Raw genomic sequence first — 20,209 nt, 5'->3', positions numbered from 1 at the left:
TTAGTGGATTCCTCGATCAAACTCCATTCCACGATCAGTGCTCGATGCCTCTGTCGTTGCTCCGCTTGGATCGTTCTCAGTCCGGCGGTATGATGGAGGGGCGCTGTCCCCGCCGCTGTGACCCCCTCGAGCAGCTGCTTTCTGTGCGACAGCGTGACCAGCAGCCGCTTTTGGCCCCCATCGTGCTGCCGTCGTCGCGACGCCAGCACCGCCGACATACGCACCGGCTGCGACACCGCCAACGAGGGCAGCTCCCTTCGTCGCACCACCTACGACCTTGGCGGTTAGTGGAGTTGCGTACTTGAACGTCTTCCAGGTCACGTAAAGCGCGATTAGCGGAAGTGATGCAGCGACCAGATATTTGAGGAACTTTGTTCCGGGAGTCAGCGTTTCTCCAGCGTAAATCAGGTCGTATCCTTTGAGGATTATTGCGGCAGGTAGTGGGAGAACCGCTAGTGGGACAAACCGCTTACTGAACCCCAGAGCGATATCAGAGACAACTGGAATATTCCCATAGGCGAGAGCGAAGGCAACGGGCATTCCATACAAGTAAACATAGATGAGTATCTCCCGGATGTAGAATAGTGCCTCCAATGCCCACATCGAAATTCCACCAACGAGGGCAAACAACAGTGCTAATCCGGGGTTCGTAATTGACACTTCTAAATATCCAAGCATAGCCTCTGTGACCGAGGAGAGCTCTGGCATCAGTGCAATAGTGAACCCATCGACGAGGTAGAGAGCCAGAGACCCAACCCAGTACCAAGTGATGATAAGGAATGCACCGACCCATGCAGTTTTCTTCGTTTTTCGGGCTTCGTAGGCACTTCCGATATTGAAGATTCGAACCGTGTGCCGCCCTTGAACACTCATCACGAGGAGTAGAAGAGAAATGAGCATAATCTCACCACCGACGAGAGCATCTTGGATTGCGGGCCAAGGTGCGTTCGTCGGATCTCCGAAAATAAATGCTCCATCTGTGTTTGGAGTGGGTGTCCCAAACATCCCCTCCGTCAATGTTTCGTACCCCGATCTGAGCCCGTCCATGAACAGACCGGTAAACCAATCGACTACGGCCTTGGCTCCTTCCAGTACGACGTCAATCAGATCTACCATAGTTAGGACTCCGTGATTGTAACCTCGCAATCAGTCATGTCGTTGGAGCCAGAGTATTGGACTTCGTAGGTTTTTGAAACCTGATCACCACTAACCTGAGTTTCAACAGCTGCAGTGAATTGGCCGCTGTTGCCATCTGGTGAGCAGCCCATTCCGTCCGCTGTTTCTGTTCCGAACGGGAATGAGCTACTGAACAAGTCAATCGTCTCGCCAGGGGGGATTACTACACGCTCAGTCTCATACAGCCCACCACCCCTAGGATCCTCGATTGGATTGGGGACATCCCCAGTAAACTGCAGCTCCACGACAGCATCCGGACCACTGCCCGTATTTTCTACTGTAACGAATGCCTCTCCGTTCTTTTTCCTATCAGTTTGACTCTCTCCATAGACCTCATCCCAAGGTTTGTCTGGATTGTTTCGATACAGCCCGATGTCTCGAATCTCGACCTGTGGCCTGATCTCTTCGGTACTCTCGACGACAGTCTCCTCACCATTCAGAGCGACCACGCGGTACTCTCCGGGCTCGTACGTGGTTCCGATCTCGAACGATACCTGTTGGGCCCCTGCGGCCACGTCACGCTTTCCGAACAGCTCTCCATTAGGTTGGATGAGGTTGACCTGGTCGACGTCGGCTTCGTCCGAGAGCTCGACGACGAGCGTCGTCCCGTCGACAGCGACTCGCTTGAGTGGCCCCTTGCTCTCTGAATCGGTTGTCCCGTCACCGGGAGTTCCGGAGCTATCACCGTTGTTCAGACAGCCAGCCACGCTCGCAAGCGCGGCGCCTGCGACTGTTCGGAGGGCGTTTCGCCTACTGATGTGTGGGTAATTCTGTGTCATGGGCTATGGATCTTGTTGGAAGATGTCTTCTGGGCCGAGCATCCGGAGGAGACGGCGTCCCGCGTAGAACATTACGAAGAAGGGAATGAACTGCCAGCCGACCTCGAAGATGAACGCGAACCAGCCGTCGATGGTTCCGAGTGGATGCCACCGGGCGGTCGCCGTATCACTCACGTAGGCCGGATTGTGTCCGAGCCACGACCCTGGATGATACCGGGCGGTGTAGATACCGGGTTCAGTGATCGTCACGATGGCTACGCCAGAGGCGTTGGTCTCGACCTCCCGATCGGCGATAGTGATGTAGCCATCACGTGAGGTGCCGCCGATGGGATACCGGCGGGCGCTATCGTTGAGGACGATCGGTGCGCCAGTCTGGTTGTCACGTAGTTCAATCCGAAGCGTCGCCTGTGATTCGTTTTGCTGGAGAACCTCGACTGAGAGGTTGCTACGACGAAGCTGCCGCTCGGAACCGGCGTCGGGCTCGACGATAGACGCGTTCACACCGCGAACGATGCCTGCGACGTGGAGTGCCTCTCTGTCGACGTTCTCGGCGCGGACGGCGACACCATACGTCGTCTCGTAGGACTGATTTACGATCTCGACGTTGACGTTCTCGCCGATAGTCTCCAGCGGGGAGGGGCGTTCCGTTCCCCACGTGTCGATGATTTTGGGGCCGTCCCGGACGGGATCAGCTCGTGGTCCGATTCGGGACGGATACGCGTGGACGTACACGGGGATGGCATCGGACTCAACTTCGGCGCTGTCAGTTCGGTTCGACCTGACGAGCGTATCCCAGTTGGTGTTGCGGGCCGTGTAGAACCGCCAGACACCACGTACGCTCGCGTCCCCCTCGTCGGTGAGAGTGTACCCTTGCCACGGACGAGACTGGAAGATAGCCACGCCAGCATCGCCGTTGGGGTACTCGGCGTAGTAGGGGTACGCAGAGAGGTCGTATATCTCGACATCGACCGAGTCCGAAACGTTTCGCGTCTCCTCACGGTAGACGACGTCGACGTTGGTTCCGCCACCCACGTCGGTCCGTATCGTCTTCTTCAGCCGAACGTGGATCTCTGCTTCAAGAGTGAGGGTTGCACTCCAGTCGTCGGTGATCTGGTAGTCGATGGCCGGCGTGTGTGACCCATCAGTCCTCGCGATGGTCTCCCCGTCTTTCTTCAGGCGTACTTCCTCGATCTCGTGTTCCGTGAGCGACCACTCGACGGTCCTGTTTTCGGAGGAACTCCCGTTCGGCACGCGGACGCGATAATCGACGAGTCCGCGCATCGTCCCATTCGGGGCAATGTAGAGTGGGGTGTCACCGGATTCGAGGTGGCCACGGGTCGACGGCTGAAGGGCAAACATAGTCGCATGGGCATCCTCGATGAACACACCGTCGTCAAGCGACGCGTGAGGCGGATGCACAGACGTATCTGAACTTCCAGCTTCGAGGTCTTCGAAGTCGTTTCGAGTCCACGTTGCGGCAGTTGCGGGCGGCCGCTTGAACGTGATGTCCGTCCCGTTTGCGAGCTGGTGGATCGACGTCCGCTCGTCACCGTAGCGTTGGCGGTACTCCTCCTGACTGATGTAATTGTCCGCGTCGCGCGACCAGAGTGTCGCCGACTCGTTTTTGGTGAGTCCATTTCCTTCCGTCCCCGGCCGCGGCGGGCTTGCTGTGACGATACCTGTGACTAAGCTCGTCACGAACAAGACGGCCATGAGTATGGAGCGTTCTCGTTGTTCCATGAGGGCTCGCAACGGGATCGGGAAGTGGCTTACCAGGGGACGAGGTCGACACACTGTGCCAGCGGGAGGCCCATCATCGATCCGGCGACGGTATACAGCGGGCCGAGGACGACGAGGACGATGGTGGACTTCATCGCTGAGCGCTTGTGGCGCTTGAGGGCCTTCTTCTGCTCGGGATTGAGGGTGAACATCTCGATCAGCGAGTCGGCCTGCCAGACGACGGCGAGACCAACGATGCCGAGTCCGGTTGTCAGTTGGAAGAATCCCTCAATCATTCCAGGGAGTTTGTCTGCGCTACAGACCGCGCCCTGTGATGTTTCTTGAGCGAGCGCTGGCTCAACTACTATGAGTGAGAGTACTACGATGGTGAAGGGGATTTTTAGTCCAGCAGCACTCTGTATCGTGGTTTTCGACTTTTCTTGTGGGGAGTCGGTATCTGATTGTTGCATACGCTATGGTTGGCTGTTCCATCGTCCGTTCGATTGCGGGGGGTGTCACGGGATGTGGAATCAGCGTTCAGTTCTACCACAAACAGACGGGGTATATGAATTTGAACATACGAACGTATTCTCTGGTATATGATTATATGTTCTAGCATTCGAGAAGATGTTCAGAGAACTAATCGGAAGGTATATACATCTGTTCGGATGAGGGTGAAAATATCCATATGTATCGAGAAGTTAATTGGGCGGTACCTGCTGACCCATACATTCTCGAAGAACTAGGAAAGTATGAGGGCTGGCACACGGCAAAGAACCTCGAAATCAATACTGACTTCAGCCGACAGTGGATTTCTCAGCGCTGTCCAATCTTTGTTGATCATGATCTTGCTGAGCGTCATGACGAGGACCCCGCATACCGCATCACGGAACTCGGCGAGCAAGTTCTCGCTGGCGACATTGAGTACGAAGAACTCAACGATTCAAAGAATTGAACCGTTCCTGACGAGGGTACTGTCTAGTTTACCTCCTTGACTGGCGTTCGTTCATCAAGTGCCTAATGCGGTCGTTGAACGTTATAATGGGCGTAGTATTGCGCCTGTTCAGCGTATAATAGCCGCCGAATCCGAACGGTCAGACTTCGCCTTGTTTGTCAAGTGGGTCCATGTCGAGTTCGTGAGTGTACGACCTGCCGCCGCTCTGGCCTTGGTTCACCTCGTTGTGAATCAGGAACCCACCCCTCAAGGAACGAGCCGCGTCAGCGGCGAGTGAGTAGGATAGGGTAGTTCACAAACACCGTCTCCTAGCAACGAACACTCCAAATGCACTCTCCCCCATCCCAAAATTGCGTCCTACCACCTCTCATCAGGAAAGAACGCCTGGTTGATTTAAGCCCGTACCACGAATCTACTTGTACAGATGGCTCAGGTCGTCCACTACCATCATCCTCAAGCCGAGAATTTCTCGTTAAGGTATAGCTCGGCTTCTTTAGCGGACCTACTCGTCCAGCAAAAGGAGCTAGACGGTGCGACAAAGCTCATCGGCTATCCATTTGATACCCCTATCTACGTCCTTTACGAGAGCGAAACAGAAATCGAGGACGCGACAAATATCGACTTCGATAGAGAATGGCTTGGCAATCAGATCGCCGAACTCCCTCGCGAGGGACAAGTTGTCGCCTTTCGATTAGTTGAGTTGCTAGAAGCGGCTGTGGATGTCCGAGAGGAGGATGAGTTCCGTCTCTACAAGGAATTTGAGCCACAGAAGATTCAGCAGGCACTCGACCATGTCTCTTGGGAAGCACCACTCCCACAGGTTGCTGGCGAGGTGATGTCGAACCTCATTCTCCGTCACTCGTTGCCAAACGCGAATCATCGAACTGGGATTGCGATGTTGCAATTCTGTATCGAGAGCGTGAATTCGAATTTCGAGATGCCGCGGACCCACTACGACGATGAAACCTGGCAAGAATGGGTTGATCCGTATATCATCGAGTCGAAGCGACTTATCACAGTCCGTGGGAACAATATCCGCTTCAAGCAACTAGAAGAGCTGGGCATCGATCTTGTAGAGCGGAAAGACAGGATTCAGATTCAATTAGCCGAGTTTGAGTTAGATATGCACTGGCGTGACGCTCTTTCAGTGTACGCTACTCGGCATGAAGACCACTGTACGAAGTTTGCTCGCGCAGTCCTTGAGCGTGCAGAGCGAGCGGATCTTCTCGATACAGTAGGGCCAACAAAGCAGAAGTTCATCGACTATCTGGAGTCTGGACTTGTCGAACGGGATTTCAGAGAACTGTTTTGATCAGTCGTGGAGGTCGGCGACCGACTGACCGACCTCTCGGACGTGGTCACTTCGCTCAAGGTCAAATTCCTCGGCGAGGTAATCGACCGTCTCTTCAAGGCTCATACCGGAAGAAAGTCGTCCAAGCGGTATAAACTTAGTGCTGTACTAGGTATCCCGATTTGAGAGCGAGTTGAAAAACCGAGAAACTCAGAGAGACGTCCCTGTTTTGCGTTGTATCTAGGACCGGCTTGTAATCTGGGGAACACGCTCTAGGACGTCCTGCTTCAGTTGCGCGTACAGATTCGCGTTCGGATCACCACCGGGATGTGGAACAGACATCCGTTAGCTGCTGGCCTCGGCTGGCTCAGTTGTTGGGGCCAGAAAGTCCCATTCTCGGATGACGAACCCGACGATCTGGATGCGGCGCTGGAGATGTTCCCACTCACGTGCGATTTCGCGGCGGCGGTCTTCGTCTTCAGCATCAAGAGCCTCGTCGGCGATTGTTCCGCGAAGCTGATTCGGTGACTCAACGTTGAACTCGTCCTTCCAGTCCCGGATCTGTGCCTTCATGTCAGCAAGGATGCCAGTGAGTTCTTCGACAGTATGCCCGCTGTCTCGAAGGCGCGTTGCTTCCTGCATGGCTTGACGGCGGGAATCCGGCGAGTACGTGGTGTGTGTACCGCTGTCGTCACGACGGAGAATACCATCGTCGGCAAGCCGTTCGAGGACGCGCTTGGTCGGTTCGTGCGACCAGTCTGCTTCGGAGGCGATCCAGTTTGCGGTCCGTGGCTCTGACAACTGACGCGTGACCATCCGTACTCGATCCTCACCGGTTGTCTGGCGTTCCATGAGTCCGTTGTCGGAATTTGATTCGTCGGTGGTCATACTCTACGAGTCACACTCTATCTTGATATAGATTGAGGTCGCTCGTCCTATATCGAAGTGGATGACTAATGCTTGATCGACTTGACCAAACTCATACGGACTTCGAGCTGGTGTCCACAGAGATTAAGGCAGATAGTCTAACCCCTAAAGTCGGAGAAGAAGACGTCACCCGATGGTTCGAGCTGACGCCGGTCGGTTGGTCTTCAGAACTGCTGGATGACTCTCATCCCCGTCTTGTCAGGCAACTTTTCGAGTGCAACTTCATCTTCCAGACCCTGACTATTTGGCGACATCTACAAACGAAACTGGGGGGGTGACCGCCTGTTTCAGACTGAGACGCGCTCGTCGAGAGCTACCCTATGTTCAGGCCACTATAACACTATTCAACCTTGACAATAACCGTCGAAAACCAAGAAAAATCAAACCAGATTGATAGAAGCACCGCTCCTCTACTAGACGCGCATGCTCTGCACTCGTCCTTAGTCTACTCAGGAAGCAATCAGCCGGGTACCCCCGCTTGGACTGAATTGCCTCCGTATGATTCTAAACGCTAGTGGGTGCCCGACTCTGAGGTACGCTCCATCAGCACAGCGTGGCCGTCCTGATACAACGTAATGCGATAGTCCTCATACGTGAACTCAATCACCGCTTGGGTCTCGGCTGGTGGCGGCGACGAGTACAGGTCACTAATCAAACTATCCACCCATGAGTACAAGGGCGAAAGCTCGTCTGTCCCAACGCCTTTGAGTTCCGCGAGTATTCCGATTAACTCCGCCGAGGGGCTTTCATCGACGTCTTCGAAGATGCTCCGATGATGGACGTTCGACTCGCTCTCACTGACGTCCGCCGTCTCCTTTTCTCCCATGGGGCAGGTACACTCCGTATGGAGAAAAACCCGAGGCTCATCGGTGCAAAAGGATATCCAATCGGACCCCTCCCACCATGGGGGAGCAGTATAGCACAAGGCTGGGCCACCACACGTGCTTACCGACCAAGCGTAGGTAACACCATCCCCCGTCGTCATCCAGTCGCCGTCACAGCGGCCGACTGGACGATGCGTCCGGAGACTGGATGACGATGCGACCATGACTTTTGACCATGACCGTGTGGTCGTGATAGGTGAACGTCACAATCCCCTCCGGCTCACCTTCGGCCACAGCCGGGTCGAACAGGTCGTCGAGCGCGTCCGCATTCACGCTCGCTCCCTCATGCATGGGCGTGAGGTCAGTCACATTGCTATCCAGTATCTCCATGAGCGCGAGCGCGACCGTCGTACTCGGTGGGTCGGACGGATAGTGGTACGTCGCATTGTACGTGCCTTGCCGTGGGTCAGCGTCAACTAGCACCTTCGGGGCGTCGAATTGCATACCTCTTCCTGCCACGTGAGGTTCCATTAACCACCAGTGCTGTGCTATCCGTTCACACGAATCCCATAACCGTTCACCTGACCCATGGCGAACTTACAGCGGCGTGCGACTACTTTCGATTTGCCTAGACATCAATACCCTTCGAAGGAGAAAGCCAACGTCAGGATACCAGCCTAGTCTCTCACCACGCTGTGCCGTTGCAGCAAAACGATCGGATTACGCCTTGTACCGGCGGGAATACTCGTTTCCATCATACCTTCCGATAGCAACCGTTCTCGCCTCCCACGGAGCGGTTGAGTTCATTTCTCACCGGTATATGACTGACACCGTAAGCAGGGCTCCAAGCCCTGTTGTTCGGCTTCTTCACGTTTCAGCATTTCGTGGGCGTGCCGACCAAATCGAGATTCAATTTGGATTGAGCCACACCGACTCCCCGACTTCGTCTCATTCAACAGATGATAGGTGTTCCCCGTTCCAGCGACGGTCTCCATTGTAGCAATTACTTGCATGGTGACTGAACGTGTTAGAGATACCTGACGTATCCACAGCCGCGCCAGACGAGATACTCATTCTCTTTTACCATCCAGTCATCTGGGCACTGGGCGAAATGGCTCTGCAACTCTCCGACCGTATACCGAGTTCGTGGTGGCTGTAGGCGTACTCTAGAAGGGTTGTGGACACGGACAGTTCGCGGTGATGGTGTGCTGGACATGGTTCGAGGCATGTAGTAGGTTCTCGTTACGTATCGTATTGTGTCGTTATCGGTCAGGGAACACGCCCTGTGCATCATCGGGGTCGTTCACTGCGGCGAGCAGCGGTACGAGTTCGTCGAAGCTCGGGCACGTCGTACCGTCTGTGTCTCTCCGTCCCAGTCGATATAGCCAGCTCGGCCAGCTTGAGTTGATGTATGTGCTGTCACACCGCTTTCAATCGGTCGAGGTCGGCACCATCTGCCTCAGCTGGCACAAGGCCGTCGGACGGGTGACGCTTCGATTTGGTGAGTCTGTCACGGTCGTGTGACTCGTGAGACGGGTTTATTCAGCCTCTAGGTTACATGGTTCGGCAACGTGAACAGTCTCGGGTGCGAACCGTAACAAACCACTACATTTTCACGCTGAATTGGGTATTGAATATTTGGGTGAATCATGCCCCTTGTTCGGGGTCCAGCTCAGAACATGGGCGTGAGGATATGAGTCAACGATAGGTGTTTCACTCTTCGAATGAAATGGGTGGTAGTCAAATGACGCCACCCGCCACCACTCGGCTGGAGTTCGACGAAGCACTCGAACTGTTTCAAAATCCGTACCGACGGCGGCTGCTGATGACGTTACTCGATCATAATCCAGAAGACGAAGCCGACATCCCCGGCGATTTGGCCACCACCGACGACGAGTTCGACCAACTCATCATCGAGATGACCCACACGCACCTCCCGAAACTGGAGGATATGGGCGTTATCGACTGGAATCGAGACGAGAACGTGGTGACGAAAGGTCCTGACTTCGATGACTTGCGACCACTCCTCGAACTCATTCACAACCATTAGGACGAACTGCCCGACGACTGGTTGTGAGCGAACCGACGACGGGACGTGCGGACGACCTCGAATCCGACGATGGCTACCGACACATGCGCTGTTTGCGCCGACGCCATCAGGGACGGCTCGTGGGTTTGGGAGGGTGGTGTTCACGTATTGTGACCATACAGTGCGAGTGTTCAGTTCAGGCCGCATCGAAATCCAGCCGTCTGACGCGGTGGAGTGAAGTAGATATGTACTCGCTGGTTGGTCAATTACGCTCTGAATCGTGCAATTCGTGGTGCCTTCAGACCATAGTTCATGATAGCCGTACACGGTCGATTTCAGCGACGGTCGAATCCCGAACGTACTCTATGATGCAGTCCTCGCAAATGGATGCCCACTCGATATTCCCACTCTCAAATGTTACTTTAGTCACTTTCCCTCCCTCATTTTGGCAGTCAGTACATTCGTTAGTTGGTTGAGGGGATAGACGCGGATGCTCATGGTCTACAGAGCGGTTCATGGTTTATTTGCTGTTATTCTGAAGAAGACATATTGGTCTAAGAGCTGTGGAAAGTTATCGTGGCCACATTCCGGGCACTCTACTCCTGCGACGTTTTCAACACCGATAGGAACTGTGTATCCACACCCGTTCTGGCATTGAACGTTTGTGTACTGCTCCTTTAGATTAGTTAACACATCTTCGGCGTGGTTCTCTTTAAGGTGCGTTTTCGCGTCTCTTTTCGCCTGTTCTACGGCTTCCCCTTCAACCAGCACGTCGCAATGGTTACAATCAAGCTGGTACATTTACTCTCCTCCACTTTCCCTGAGGAGAACCTCTCCATCATGCGTTACCCGGATTTCACACCCACTATACTCGAATGCGACCGCTCCATTCGCCATCCGTCGGTTGCCGCTCAGCTGTGGTCCGAACAGCGCGTTGAGCGCGTCAGTTTCGATGACCGAGTAGAGTGATTCGAGTTCTGCCGGGCGGGAGTCTTTCTCAGCACTGACGGCGCGGACGACAGCCTCGGTGACCGATTCACCTTCCTGAACACAGTACGTCGTTCCGTCGTTGTTCGTGGTAGTGTGCGACGTAGCCGAAGCAGTTCCAGTAGAGTTAGTCATTTTGAGTGTTTCCACTCCTCCGTAGGCACTTGATTCGGTTGAGCCACAGGACAGTATATTCAGCGGATTTAATAGGGGGAAGGTACGGTTACGTCACGTCGAGTGTTCCTTCGATGAGATTCCGTGTCCCTCGGCGGAGTCGGTCTGAGAACGACTGGTTGGCAATCCCGAGTTCCTCCGCCAGTTCACCAAGGTTCGTCTCTGGCGGTGTCTCGTAATAGCCATTCCTGTAGGCGAGCAAGACGGCCTCGCGTTGTTCCGACGTGAGGCCGTGCGCGCCTTCATCGGTTCGGGCTCCAATTGAATGAATGTGTCCTAACGTAATCTCAATGTCGTGGTCGGCGCAGTATTCTTGGAACTCTGCGATTTGATTGGTGTCCTCGGCTCGAAACTCGAACTTCCATTCATCCTCGGTGCCGGTCGCGGAGACTAACGTCAGTTCTGTGTCTATAATTCCTGTGAGGATACCTTCAACATCTGCGTCCCACTCGGCACGGAACAGGCCTTGGTCGCCAAGGTCGTCGACGAGCGTGTACGATTTGAGCGCGCCTTGTGCTTCGAGGGCTTTTTGCACGTTTTCAACGGGTTCCTCTCGCACCCAAAAATAGGGGAGAATCGCCTTGTTTGTCGGCACGACTTGTTCGATTTCGATAGTGATTTCGGGGAAGGAGTCGAAGATGTGGCCGAGTGGGAAGGCGTCAGCAGGAACGGTGAACGTGGCTATCGTGGACATAGAAACAACAGGCACCCGCGGGGCATAACTTCATCGCCCGAAACGGGCACCGCCCTAGCGACTGTGCTGGCATGCGTTTTTACGTCAACCGCCTCATCTCAGTAGCCCTAATTCCCCACCACGGCTGATAAACATCCAAAACTTCTCTAACGGTATATTCCATATCTAGGTTGCTTGAAAGAAGAAATCGACTGTTTGGGATGGTCGTCGCGGACGACATTGTTCGTTCTCATGACTGGAATTGTGCCATCAGAAGCCGAATAGGGCTCCTGTGAACAGCCATGCGAGACCGATGGCAAATCCCGCGCCAGCGAGGTTCCCCACCGCAATGCCGATGGCGTGTGGTTTTCGGCCCGCTTCCCACAGGCGGACGGTTTCAAACGAGAACGTCGAGAATGTGGTGAATGACCCGCATAGCCCGACCCCCAGCAGCAACAGGAGGTCGTGGGAAGCTCCCCCGAACGTGACGACCGCAAGGAGGAAGGTCCCGAGGACGTTCACAGTGAGCGTCCCGACCGGCAGGTCCGTCTGGTCGAGAGACTGGTTGACGTAGTAGCGAAGCAGTGCCCCGAGCGCGCCCCCCGTGCCGACGATGTGCGCGGGCGGAATCTCTGTCATGCTGTGACTCTCCGCTGGTAGCGGGCGACGATGGTTCGTCCGAGGAGGATGCCGCCGAAGCCAAGAGCGTAATTCGCCAGTACGTTGAGCAGCATCCAGAGCGGAACGAGGGCGAACGCGGTCTGGAGCGCGAACGTGCTGTACGTCGTGAACGAGGAGAGAAATCCGGTGGCGGCGACCAAGCGGGTCTCGGAGGTAATGACGCCCGTATAAATCGCTTCGTAGAGCAGGACACCAAGCGCGAGACTGCCGAGCGCATTACCGAGGAGTGTGCTGAGAAGCCCCGGAGAGACCGTTTCAAGGAAGTACCGGAGGTTGGAGCCCGCGAAGCCGCCGATGCCGATGAGGGCGATGAGTTCGAGCCGGGTGATGAGGGTGTGCTGGTCGGTCATGGCTGATGGGTTTGGATAGGAGTCATCAGCCATCGTATATGGCGGTTGGGACAGGCGGACTCCATCGCCCCTGTACATAATGGTGGTGACCTGTCTGCTATATGTTCTCCGAAATCAGATTCAGAATCTCCGTGTAACTGTCGCTCAATGCAGAGCGTGAATTGACCGATAGACCGATTTCCGTTGCGCTGATAATGCGGGTATGGTTGAGAGGCAACTCGCATTCACCTTCCTACAGTTAGTGGCGCTTTCGCTTCCTGCATTCGCCATTCTCCTGCAGATAATGGTCGAATCCGAGATGCCGTATACGTACTGGGCAGTCCCGATAACGACCGCCGGGATGGGGCTGTTTCTCATTGGCGGTGCTATCGTTGTCGTAGAACTCATGTTTGCCACGGCAACGACTACCGCGACGGTGGCACTTGGGTTCGCCCTCCTTGGGATATTCAGTATGCTCATCGGAGTCAGCCTTATCGGTTTTCAAACAGGAAAGGAACAACGCCGTCTTCGAGACAGTGGGGACTGACCGGAGGGGTTCACTGAGTCGTACGCACCACGGATTGAGCAACGTAGAGCGTGGATTGAGCGATAGAGAAGGGCGACGAACTCATACACGTCTTTTCACAATAGAGTTATCCGTCAGTCACCCGCATCATCAAACGGAGGGAGTGAGACCAGACAGAAGCGCCGACCGCTCTCGTTGGGACTCCCCTCCTATTCAACAACGACGGCCAACAGGTCATCCACCACTTCGCTCCCGTGATATCGGACGGTATCGCTCCGTGCGTCAAAGTCGATGACGCCAGCGTCCGCTAACCGTGGCAATGTCTTGTGGTGGATCATCAGTGCCACTTGGTCGCGGTCATCCGCGTCAGGGTCATGCGTAAGCAGATACTCGACCAGTTCATCGATAACCGCCACCCCCTCGTCTGTTGCCCGTAACTTCTTGAGAACGTAGCGGCGCTGTTGGTCGCGGAGCAGGTCGAGCGCCTCATTCAGCGTACAGTCATCCACCCGACCGATGTTCACCCCCCGGTTCTCTTCCCCACTATTTCCCACCCACGCATCGTCAGACATTATGTCATATGTTGACACCCACCCCATAAATCACCTCCTGTTTTTTACTGAGATTGTTCATTTGATTATTTGAGCGACAGTGAATTGCGTCTTGATAGCAGGAGGTACTCACGACCGAGCAATTCGCACCATGTACTTACCAAAATCTGTGTTCTAGTTTGGCATGCGGTCGGATAGGAAATCGCGCTGCTACTACTGAGTGACATTCCGAGTGGCTCCCCAACTGCAGTTCTATCTCTATCACGCCGAACACATACGAAAGATGGTGGTTTGTAGAAATCTAAACTCCGACTCTCTGATCTTCCGAGAAGTCAGAGTCTGTATACCGTTATTTGGTTTATTCCATTTTATCATGGTTTTGCTCGTTATAGTAGTTAGTTCGGTTGTGTAGAGATGTACAACCGACTAAGCAAAAACATAAAGTAGATAGTACGAAAACCCAGCACCCAGAAATGACCCACCTTAGAATCACTCACCCCCGCAGAAATCCAGCTACACCCCCATGAGCGAGACCATCAACTGGAGTCACCACGACCTCGACGCCCTCAAAGAACTATACTGGGATGAAATCGCGCCCGCATTGCGTCGTGACGGACGCGACCCCCATACTCGACCGTCCTACGAGACGCTTGCCGACCTTGGATACAGCGGTATTGGCTATACCCTTCGCGAACACCACGACCTTACTGTCAAAGAGTTCCTCACCGACGTGGTCGGGCTTGAGGACTCCACCGTTTCCGGTGAATCACCTGATGATTACGCCTGGCAAATCTCATCCACCAAGACCATCGACGAGTTCGAAGCCTACCTCCGCGCACTCGACCGCCGCCGGAAGCTTGCCGACTCCACACTCGCCTCAAAACGTACCCATTTAGCGACCTATGCGCAAATCTACGAGGACCTCCACGGGACGTCGGACCTCCTTACGCCGCTGTCTGATCCGTCAGAGCAGGCCGCCGAAACAGAGCGCGCCTACCAAGTTGTGGAGGTCCTCGACGACAAACTTGCGACCGACGGCACGAAATTCACCTACGTCGGAACTGTCCAGGGCTGGTACGACCGACTCGACCGGCACGGCGCGGCCGCCTATAATCCCTTGGACGGGGTGACGACCGACTTCGGTTGGGAGCGCGCAGAACCCGACAACAAGGCGCTTTCCCCTTCGGATGTCCGCGCACTCAACAACGAGGCCGACACGCCCGCAGACCGGCTCCTGCTCGTTGCACTCGCCGCGTGGGGGTTACGGTCGGGCGAAGTCGCGCGACTCCACGTCAACCAGTTCGTCGGTATCGACTCCGACGACCCACACCTCGAGTTCGAGGAGCGGAAGAACGGCCCGAGCACGGTCAGCCTCCTCTACGGCTTGGACGCCTACCAAGAGCGCCAGCGCGAACTCGTCGATGACTACGACGAGTGGAATGGCTACCTCTTTCCCTCGGCGCAGGCCGAGACCGGCCACATCGACTCGGATACTGTCCGAAATCGGTTTCACCGACTCGCCGAACAGGCTGATGTCCGCATCGACGGCGGCCTCCCGAAGCCCCACATGGCCCGCCGATTCTGGTATAGCCAGTATCAAGACGCGCTTGCCGACGTACTCGACCGCCTCGATATCATCGCTGACGAGCAGGGAAGTTCATCCGCGGATGTGGTGCATCAGAACTATCTCTCTGAAGAGAAACGCCGGGAGGCCCGGCGGCCTGCAATGCGGGAGTTGCTCGCAGACGCATTTGGCGCGTAGTTGGGAGTATCTCCCGTCAAGGGAGATAACGATAAGAAGTAGCCTGTGGGTAGGTCGGGCTTTTGTTTGACCCGGTATAGGGAATTTTCGTTACTTCGGCACCGGCTTGACTCGAAACGTGACGAACTTGTTCGGGTACATATGCGAGCACCATAGAGTTCAGAGGGCCATTAGCAGGCACTCCTACCAGAGATCGACATTAACACTATTGTTCTTTAGTAGAATATATCGAGGAGATGACTACCTACGTGCCGTCTTATCTCCGGCCATTGAGTCAGATCCGGACGGGTAATCAATCACGCGTCGACGAGAAAGCAGACGAGGTCGAAACTATCCGGAACGACGGAGGAGAGCTGGAATTCCGACAAAGCGAAACATTCGATCTACGGGTCAACGAACAGGCCTATCACGGGCGACAAGTGGTCACCAGTGACCGCGAGATACGCGTGGAGGAGTCCGTAGACCACCCGGAACGCCACTGGTGGATCGTCTCTCGCTGTTTCTTAGAGGAACTGGATCCGCCTCTGAGAGAACACGCGGACATCTTCGATCTATTGATCTCCCTCAATTTGTGTACGGACGACCCGGTCTTCTTCTCGCAGAGCCCCGGCCAAGTAGTATCTGGGGCCTACACATCAGAGAGGGGCGCACTGAAGTATCAGTCCCGACTCTCTCTGGGCAACTTTGCGACCGCGTTGCTCGGAATGAACGAGATACCCGAGGAAATCGAAATCTCCGGGGACGTGGCGTCCGTCTATCGGGATGTCCGAGAGTACCGTTCGAAACGGATCGAATCGGACGCGGAGGCTGACATCCGCGTCGCGCTCCACATGTACGACGACGCCCTGTCATCTGACCTCTGGACCGCCGCTGCCAATTTCTACTACGTCTGCGAAAACACGCTCTCCCCCGGATACGATGAAAAGGATCAGGTAATCGCCGAGAGTACGGGAATGAGCGTGAACGACGCTGAATCGTGGCGCGAGATGGTCAACAGGGTCAAACACCCCGACAAGGGAGAGAACATTGAAGGGATACTTGATCAGGACAATCTGGCGATTCCGCCATTATGGAAGATGCGAGCGGCCGCGAATTCTGCTCTCAAGCAAACTATGGCCGGGTTAGGAGAGTAGGAATACTTAGAGTGTGCATATCAGGCTTCTTTGAAACCGTTTCTACGGATATTCGATAGGTCCCTCTCAGCACCGTAGTAGCTCATACCGATCTATCTCGACGAAATCGGGAGATGTCCCGACATAATCAGAGAATCCGATTATCCCTATAGATTGAAGTGTCTTAGATGTAGTACTGTATCACAACTATAGTACGATGACAAATTACTCAATCCGAATCGACGACGACCTCCGCGACGATATGAAAGACATCCCTGACATGGCGGACCGTATCCGTCAGTTCATCCGCCGCGAAGTCCAACGAGAAAAATACGGCTCTAACAGCCCAACCGAACAGTTCCTCCACGACCACATCGACGAGTACGGCATCGTCGGTGCGTACTGTCTAACCCAACTCAGCCGCTACATTCGTTCAGAAAAACGATACATCGACAACGTTGAGACACGGTTCGCTGACACCGACGTTGACCTTGATCAAGCACGACTTGACGCTAAACGCATCCGCGAACACTGGAACGACGAGAACATAAGAGCCTCCGATGCAAAGGATGCGATCACCGACGTTCTCGACCGCCATGGCTACTATGACGAGTTCCGTCAGCGCGCCGTTGACCGGATACAGAACGCCGATGAGATGGAACAACAACTGTTCTGGACCGCCTATCAGCTTCGCCGCGACCGCCAAGAGCGGCACCAATCCTCCTTCGGGAAAACTGCTACGGGGGCCGGTAAAATCCAAACACAGGGTTTCAAAGACACACTCATCTACGGCTTCAACCTTGACGAGAGCGACGTTGACCAACTACTGAACAGCCTTATCGAAGCAGGCGCAGTCAGAGGTTACTACAGTTCCAACGCCTACGGCTATAACTACATCCGTATACCCGGATACCTGTTTGATGCCTTCGCCGAGGGTCTCGACGACTTTGAACGCGATGTCCGGAGCACGATCCGTTCCTATTGTGAAGAGGACCCCTATTTAGACGACATCGAAGCCGTCACACACGGTGAAGATGATCTCTATCGGAATCAGCAAGTCGCCCGAGACGATCACGTAGAGCAGGACCACTCCGATACCGCAGCCCGTCTTATCAACGACGGTGCCGTAATCATCCGGTACAGGAGCCGCCGAAGCTCCACAGGTGGCCGATCATCCAAACCAGCACGGCGAACCTACATCTTAGCACCCGATGTCCGTCAAATCGTCGGTGACGCCTTCTACGAACGTCAAACGGCCTAGCGGCAATTAACCAAGAATTTGCGACTCCTCTTCTGTCTGCTCGTACATCCCTTCCGTATGAAAGCCCCTGTTAGGGCGGTCGTCAATGAGTATAGGGTTACGATTCGACGGTCTCCATCGCGTACGTCGGGTCCGAAGTACTCGTGGGCGAGGACTACGTAGACGAACACAATATATAATCCGCTAACGACACGGAGGAACTCTGCGAGTTATAACCCGAGGAGTGAATCGATTCTGACGAGTATGAGCGTGTCGACACGACCTCCGAGTCCCAAAGGTGGTCATCATGCTCGGGTGTATGTCAGGCGGACCCAGGCTACTCATCGTGTTCGCAGTAGCAGTACTTCTTTTCTGTGCGAACAAAATCCCGGAACTCACCCGGTCAATGGGTAGAGACATCGGCGAGTTCCAGAAAGACGCGAGAAAACCGAGGACGGTGAAGATCCATGACTGAGCACCCACTCTGCCAGTCCTCGATGCAGCTCCGTACATGTCGTTGGGGTCTCACCGACCGGTGGCGCGTGTACCGAGGCGTCGAGTGCGACCGCGACTGGAGTACCCGCGACGCGGACATGAGCGCCGTCCCAAGAGTTCCAGGGATCAACCCGGTTAGCGAACTCGCTTCCCCCACTGCCCAGTGTCGATGTTATCTAGCGACTCGATGTACTCTTCCGGATCATCAGCGGACAACGACGCAATTACATGCTTCTCGACAACGTTCTTCACGCCGCGCTCCTCCTCAAATAGCATCTCTTTCGGCCGATCAACGACCGTCTCGCACTCTGGGCACAACCATACGCGACGTTTCAACACGAAGAGGCGCGTCTTATTCCGCCGGAGCATCTCTGTTTGACAGTTCGGGCAGCACGGCCCCTTCTCAATGTACGCATATCGTTGACTGCCACGTCGTGGTTCACCGACCGTCACGAACCAGTCAGCACCGTAGTGCCGGACGACACCGTGCCAAATTAACTTACTCGGCCGCGATGGAACACTAAACGCGCTCGGAGAGTTGCTTTTCTGAATCTCTCGCCGCCGGTCTACGAGCGAGGAGACGAGCCCGATGATGTAGCTCACGGCGAAGTACACGGGAGCGACGAGCACGATGATTAACCCTCCGGTTCGCAGTATCGGGTCCGTTAGTACGACTGCGAAGACCTCGCTGTTGATTGTATCGAAGGGAACGATGGTGTTGAGGAGAAGCCCGCCGATTACAGACGGGAGCAATCCCCAGACGACCCATCGCCCGATGTCAGACATTACGTATGTCGTGATATTCGCACGGCATAGCGATTTCGGAGCAAGCCGAGTCTGCCTAATTTGAGGAAATCTGCTTGCACGTGGTCATATCGTTGCGATCAAGCTAAGATGGTAACCTCGTCACCAAGCGTGCAGGTCTGCGACTATGGAGACCTAGACTCTAGATTATTTAGACTGCGAGCATTTACTGGGTTCATGGGTCCGCCAGACACAATTGCCCCTCTCACGACGGAGCATCACTATACCGAGCCAATCGAAACCGAACATACTGGCTTCGGAATAGACCGGTTTTACCACCGAGTACCGTTAGATTGGTTCCTTGTTGTCTCCGGTGAGATCGACGCGTGGTCTTATGAGTTCTTCTTGGAAAAGGGGAATCTCTTCGAGAGGGATTATTCAATCGTAGCAGTTGACTTTGACTACGACGTGGACCGAAATTCCGACGGTACTGGGAAACCGTTTCACGTCCTTTTCTGTGATTCTGAGGGAGAAGAACGGAAATGCTACCCCCGTACGCATTACCTCCTTCGGCTACTGGAGTACGACGAGAGCATCTACGAAGTGGTAGCGGTGAATCCGACTGACGAATACGACGGGGTTCTCGTCGCTGTCCAAGAACGATTGCCACACGTTCCGGACTCCAGCGTAGACGCTTTAGAAGATACAGACGTCACGTGAGCTTGACTTATGGAAGCAAAAACTCCAGATTCCGAATTCAGGCAGTGGGTCGTCGAAGATGTAGGACGTGGAGACGATGTCTCACTTGAAGTCACTATTGGATTGTACGAGCATTATGACTGTGTCGGTCGATTCCGATTCCAGTACAACCGGACCGAAGATGGGGCCGGTCCCATCTACACACCGGGACGATGGGGGAGTTCGTTCGACGACAAGGATGCAGATCGGGATAACTGGGCTGCCTTCGAAGCGGCACAGGCCGTCGCCGAGGAGACGGGAACACGTGCAGAGATGTACGTTCAGTCCCAGGAGTATCTTGACACTGTATCCTGTGAGTCATTATCGAGCCTAATCGGAGAAGTGGGGAAAGAGCGCACTCGGGAACTCCTAGAAGAAGAAATAGAAGGGGAGGGTATTGACGACTGATGACGGTAGTTTCGACGGTAGAAAGTACGGGACAAAGATTCAGTACGTTTGGGGCGGACGTTCAAGAATATCGAAGATATCCTTCGCAC

General features: G+C 54.7%; 25 protein-coding genes and 1 riboswitch. Of the genes, 11 read left to right on the top strand and 14 right to left on the bottom strand.

All coding sequences use genetic code 11. From position 1 onward, the window contains the following. Genes NGM06_RS22860 through NGM06_RS22845 form a run of 4 tightly spaced genes read right to left on the bottom strand, consistent with a single transcriptional unit; the run spans position 1 to position 4,144 of the window. Positions 1-1,116: a TrbL/VirB6 family protein gene (locus tag NGM06_RS22860; protein ID WP_254270877.1), complete on the bottom strand. Its 1,116-nt coding sequence runs from the start codon at positions 1,114-1,116 to the stop codon at positions 1-3. 2 nt (positions 1,117-1,118) lie between these two features. Then, entirely contained in the window at positions 1,119-1,955 is an 837-nt protein-coding gene (locus NGM06_RS22855) for a hypothetical protein (protein ID WP_254270876.1), read from the bottom strand. Between the two features lie 3 nt (positions 1,956-1,958). Beyond that, the gene (locus NGM06_RS22850; RefSeq protein ID WP_254270875.1) at positions 1,959-3,695 is read right to left on the bottom strand and encodes a DUF8186 domain-containing protein; all 1,737 of its coding nucleotides are present in this window, start codon (positions 3,693-3,695) and stop codon (positions 1,959-1,961) included. 29 nt (positions 3,696-3,724) lie between these two features. Further along, positions 3,725-4,144: a DUF7985 family protein gene (locus NGM06_RS22845; protein WP_254270874.1), complete on the bottom strand. Its 420-nt coding sequence runs from the start codon at positions 4,142-4,144 to the stop codon at positions 3,725-3,727. A gap of 218 nt (positions 4,145-4,362) precedes the next feature. On the opposite strand from NGM06_RS22845, the gene NGM06_RS22840 reads away from it, so the two are divergent. Further along, on the top strand, positions 4,363-4,629 hold the full coding sequence (locus NGM06_RS22840; RefSeq protein WP_254270873.1) for a winged helix-turn-helix domain-containing protein: 267 nt from the start codon (positions 4,363-4,365) through the stop codon (positions 4,627-4,629). 424 nt (positions 4,630-5,053) lie between these two features. Beyond that, positions 5,054-5,941, top strand: a complete 888-nt coding sequence (locus tag NGM06_RS22835) for a DUF8172 family protein (protein WP_254270872.1) — start codon at positions 5,054-5,056, stop codon at positions 5,939-5,941. 324 nt (positions 5,942-6,265) lie between these two features. Here NGM06_RS22835 and NGM06_RS22830 read toward each other — a convergent pair whose 3' ends face one another. The 3 genes from NGM06_RS22830 to NGM06_RS22820 form a co-directional block, all read right to left on the bottom strand. Then, positions 6,266-6,808: a DUF7342 family protein gene (locus NGM06_RS22830; RefSeq protein ID WP_254270871.1), complete on the bottom strand. Its 543-nt coding sequence runs from the start codon at positions 6,806-6,808 to the stop codon at positions 6,266-6,268. Between the two features lie 550 nt (positions 6,809-7,358). Then, positions 7,359-7,673: a HalOD1 output domain-containing protein gene (locus NGM06_RS22825; protein WP_248654329.1), complete on the bottom strand. Its 315-nt coding sequence runs from the start codon at positions 7,671-7,673 to the stop codon at positions 7,359-7,361. A gap of 169 nt (positions 7,674-7,842) precedes the next feature. Next, entirely contained in the window at positions 7,843-8,175 is a 333-nt protein-coding gene (locus NGM06_RS22820) for a HalOD1 output domain-containing protein (protein ID WP_248654328.1), read from the bottom strand. Between the two features lie 1,240 nt (positions 8,176-9,415). Here NGM06_RS22820 and NGM06_RS22815 point away from each other — a divergent pair. After that, a complete protein-coding gene (locus NGM06_RS22815) occupies positions 9,416-9,721 on the top strand; it encodes a DUF7344 domain-containing protein (protein WP_368410523.1) in 306 nt (101 codons plus the stop codon). Then, entirely contained in the window at positions 9,681-9,938 is a 258-nt protein-coding gene (locus NGM06_RS22810; RefSeq protein ID WP_254270869.1) for a HalOD1 output domain-containing protein, read from the top strand. The genes NGM06_RS22815 and NGM06_RS22810 overlap by 41 nt, the downstream gene beginning before the upstream one ends. A gap of 275 nt (positions 9,939-10,213) precedes the next feature. Here NGM06_RS22810 and NGM06_RS22805 read toward each other — a convergent pair whose 3' ends face one another. The 5 genes from NGM06_RS22805 to NGM06_RS22785 all read right to left on the bottom strand — a co-directional run bounded on the left by NGM06_RS22805 (position 10,214) and on the right by NGM06_RS22785 (position 12,565). Next, on the bottom strand, positions 10,214-10,501 hold the full coding sequence (locus tag NGM06_RS22805) for a hypothetical protein (RefSeq protein WP_254270868.1): 288 nt from the start codon (positions 10,499-10,501) through the stop codon (positions 10,214-10,216). Continuing rightward, positions 10,502-10,822: a DdfA family disk-determining factor gene (ddfA, locus tag NGM06_RS22800; protein WP_254270867.1), complete on the bottom strand. Its 321-nt coding sequence runs from the start codon at positions 10,820-10,822 to the stop codon at positions 10,502-10,504. Between the two features lie 88 nt (positions 10,823-10,910). Then, entirely contained in the window at positions 10,911-11,555 is a 645-nt protein-coding gene (locus NGM06_RS22795; RefSeq protein ID WP_254270866.1) for a helix-turn-helix domain-containing protein, read from the bottom strand. A 249-nt stretch (positions 11,556-11,804) separates the two neighbouring features. Next, the gene (gene crcB, locus NGM06_RS22790) at positions 11,805-12,173 is read right to left on the bottom strand and encodes a fluoride efflux transporter CrcB (RefSeq protein WP_254270865.1); all 369 of its coding nucleotides are present in this window, start codon (positions 12,171-12,173) and stop codon (positions 11,805-11,807) included. Beyond that, the gene (locus NGM06_RS22785) at positions 12,170-12,565 is read right to left on the bottom strand and encodes a CrcB family protein (RefSeq protein WP_254270864.1); all 396 of its coding nucleotides are present in this window, start codon (positions 12,563-12,565) and stop codon (positions 12,170-12,172) included. Before NGM06_RS22785 ends, crcB begins: the two co-directional genes overlap by 4 nt. A 9-nt stretch (positions 12,566-12,574) precedes the next feature. After that, a riboswitch (Fluoride riboswitch) is annotated at positions 12,575-12,643 on the bottom strand. Positions 12,644-12,767: 124 nt separating this feature from the next. Between NGM06_RS22785 and NGM06_RS22780 the strand changes: the two genes are divergently transcribed. Beyond that, on the top strand, positions 12,768-13,091 hold the full coding sequence (locus tag NGM06_RS22780; RefSeq protein ID WP_254270863.1) for a hypothetical protein: 324 nt from the start codon (positions 12,768-12,770) through the stop codon (positions 13,089-13,091). Positions 13,092-13,279: 188 nt separating this feature from the next. On the opposite strand, the gene NGM06_RS22775 is transcribed toward NGM06_RS22780, so the two are convergent. After that, positions 13,280-13,642 (bottom strand): DUF7344 domain-containing protein, encoded by a 363-nt coding sequence (locus NGM06_RS22775; RefSeq protein WP_254270862.1) that lies wholly within the window; start codon positions 13,640-13,642, stop codon positions 13,280-13,282. Between the two features lie 502 nt (positions 13,643-14,144). Between NGM06_RS22775 and NGM06_RS22770 the strand changes: the two genes are divergently transcribed. The 4 genes from NGM06_RS22770 (at position 14,145) to NGM06_RS22755 (ending at position 18,210) form a co-directional block, all read left to right on the top strand. Further along, positions 14,145-15,383 carry a tyrosine-type recombinase/integrase gene (locus NGM06_RS22770; protein ID WP_254270861.1) on the top strand — a complete coding sequence of 413 codons (1,239 nt, stop codon included), beginning with the start codon at positions 14,145-14,147 and terminating at the stop codon, positions 15,381-15,383. A gap of 236 nt (positions 15,384-15,619) precedes the next feature. Then, positions 15,620-16,516, top strand: a complete 897-nt coding sequence (locus tag NGM06_RS22765; protein ID WP_254270860.1) for a hypothetical protein — start codon at positions 15,620-15,622, stop codon at positions 16,514-16,516. Between the two features lie 196 nt (positions 16,517-16,712). After that, the gene (locus NGM06_RS22760) at positions 16,713-17,756 is read left to right on the top strand and encodes a hypothetical protein (protein WP_254270859.1); all 1,044 of its coding nucleotides are present in this window, start codon (positions 16,713-16,715) and stop codon (positions 17,754-17,756) included. Positions 17,757-18,042: 286 nt separating this feature from the next. Next, positions 18,043-18,210, top strand: coding sequence for a twin-arginine translocase TatA/TatE family subunit (locus NGM06_RS22755; RefSeq protein ID WP_256568021.1), 168 nt, complete (start codon positions 18,043-18,045; stop codon positions 18,208-18,210). A 155-nt stretch (positions 18,211-18,365) separates the two neighbouring features. Here NGM06_RS22755 and NGM06_RS22750 read toward each other — a convergent pair whose 3' ends face one another. Further along, the gene (locus NGM06_RS22750) at positions 18,366-19,016 is read right to left on the bottom strand and encodes a hypothetical protein (RefSeq protein WP_254270858.1); all 651 of its coding nucleotides are present in this window, start codon (positions 19,014-19,016) and stop codon (positions 18,366-18,368) included. A gap of 195 nt (positions 19,017-19,211) precedes the next feature. Between NGM06_RS22750 and NGM06_RS22745 the strand changes: the two genes are divergently transcribed. Together NGM06_RS22745 and NGM06_RS22740 are read left to right on the top strand one after the other, a co-directional pair. Then, on the top strand, positions 19,212-19,694 hold the full coding sequence (locus NGM06_RS22745; RefSeq protein WP_254270857.1) for a hypothetical protein: 483 nt from the start codon (positions 19,212-19,214) through the stop codon (positions 19,692-19,694). A 9-nt stretch (positions 19,695-19,703) separates the two neighbouring features. Beyond that, complete coding sequence (locus NGM06_RS22740) at positions 19,704-20,120, top strand: hypothetical protein (protein WP_254270856.1); 417 nt, start codon at positions 19,704-19,706, stop codon at positions 20,118-20,120. Positions 20,121-20,209: the final 89 nt, after the last annotated feature.

The organism is Halorussus aquaticus, assembly GCF_024218795.1.
Taxonomy (GTDB): domain Archaea; phylum Halobacteriota; class Halobacteria; order Halobacteriales; family Haladaptataceae; genus Halorussus; species Halorussus aquaticus.
The sequence above is the reverse complement of the archived record's forward strand: the minus strand, read 5'-3'. Positions and strand labels throughout refer to the sequence as shown.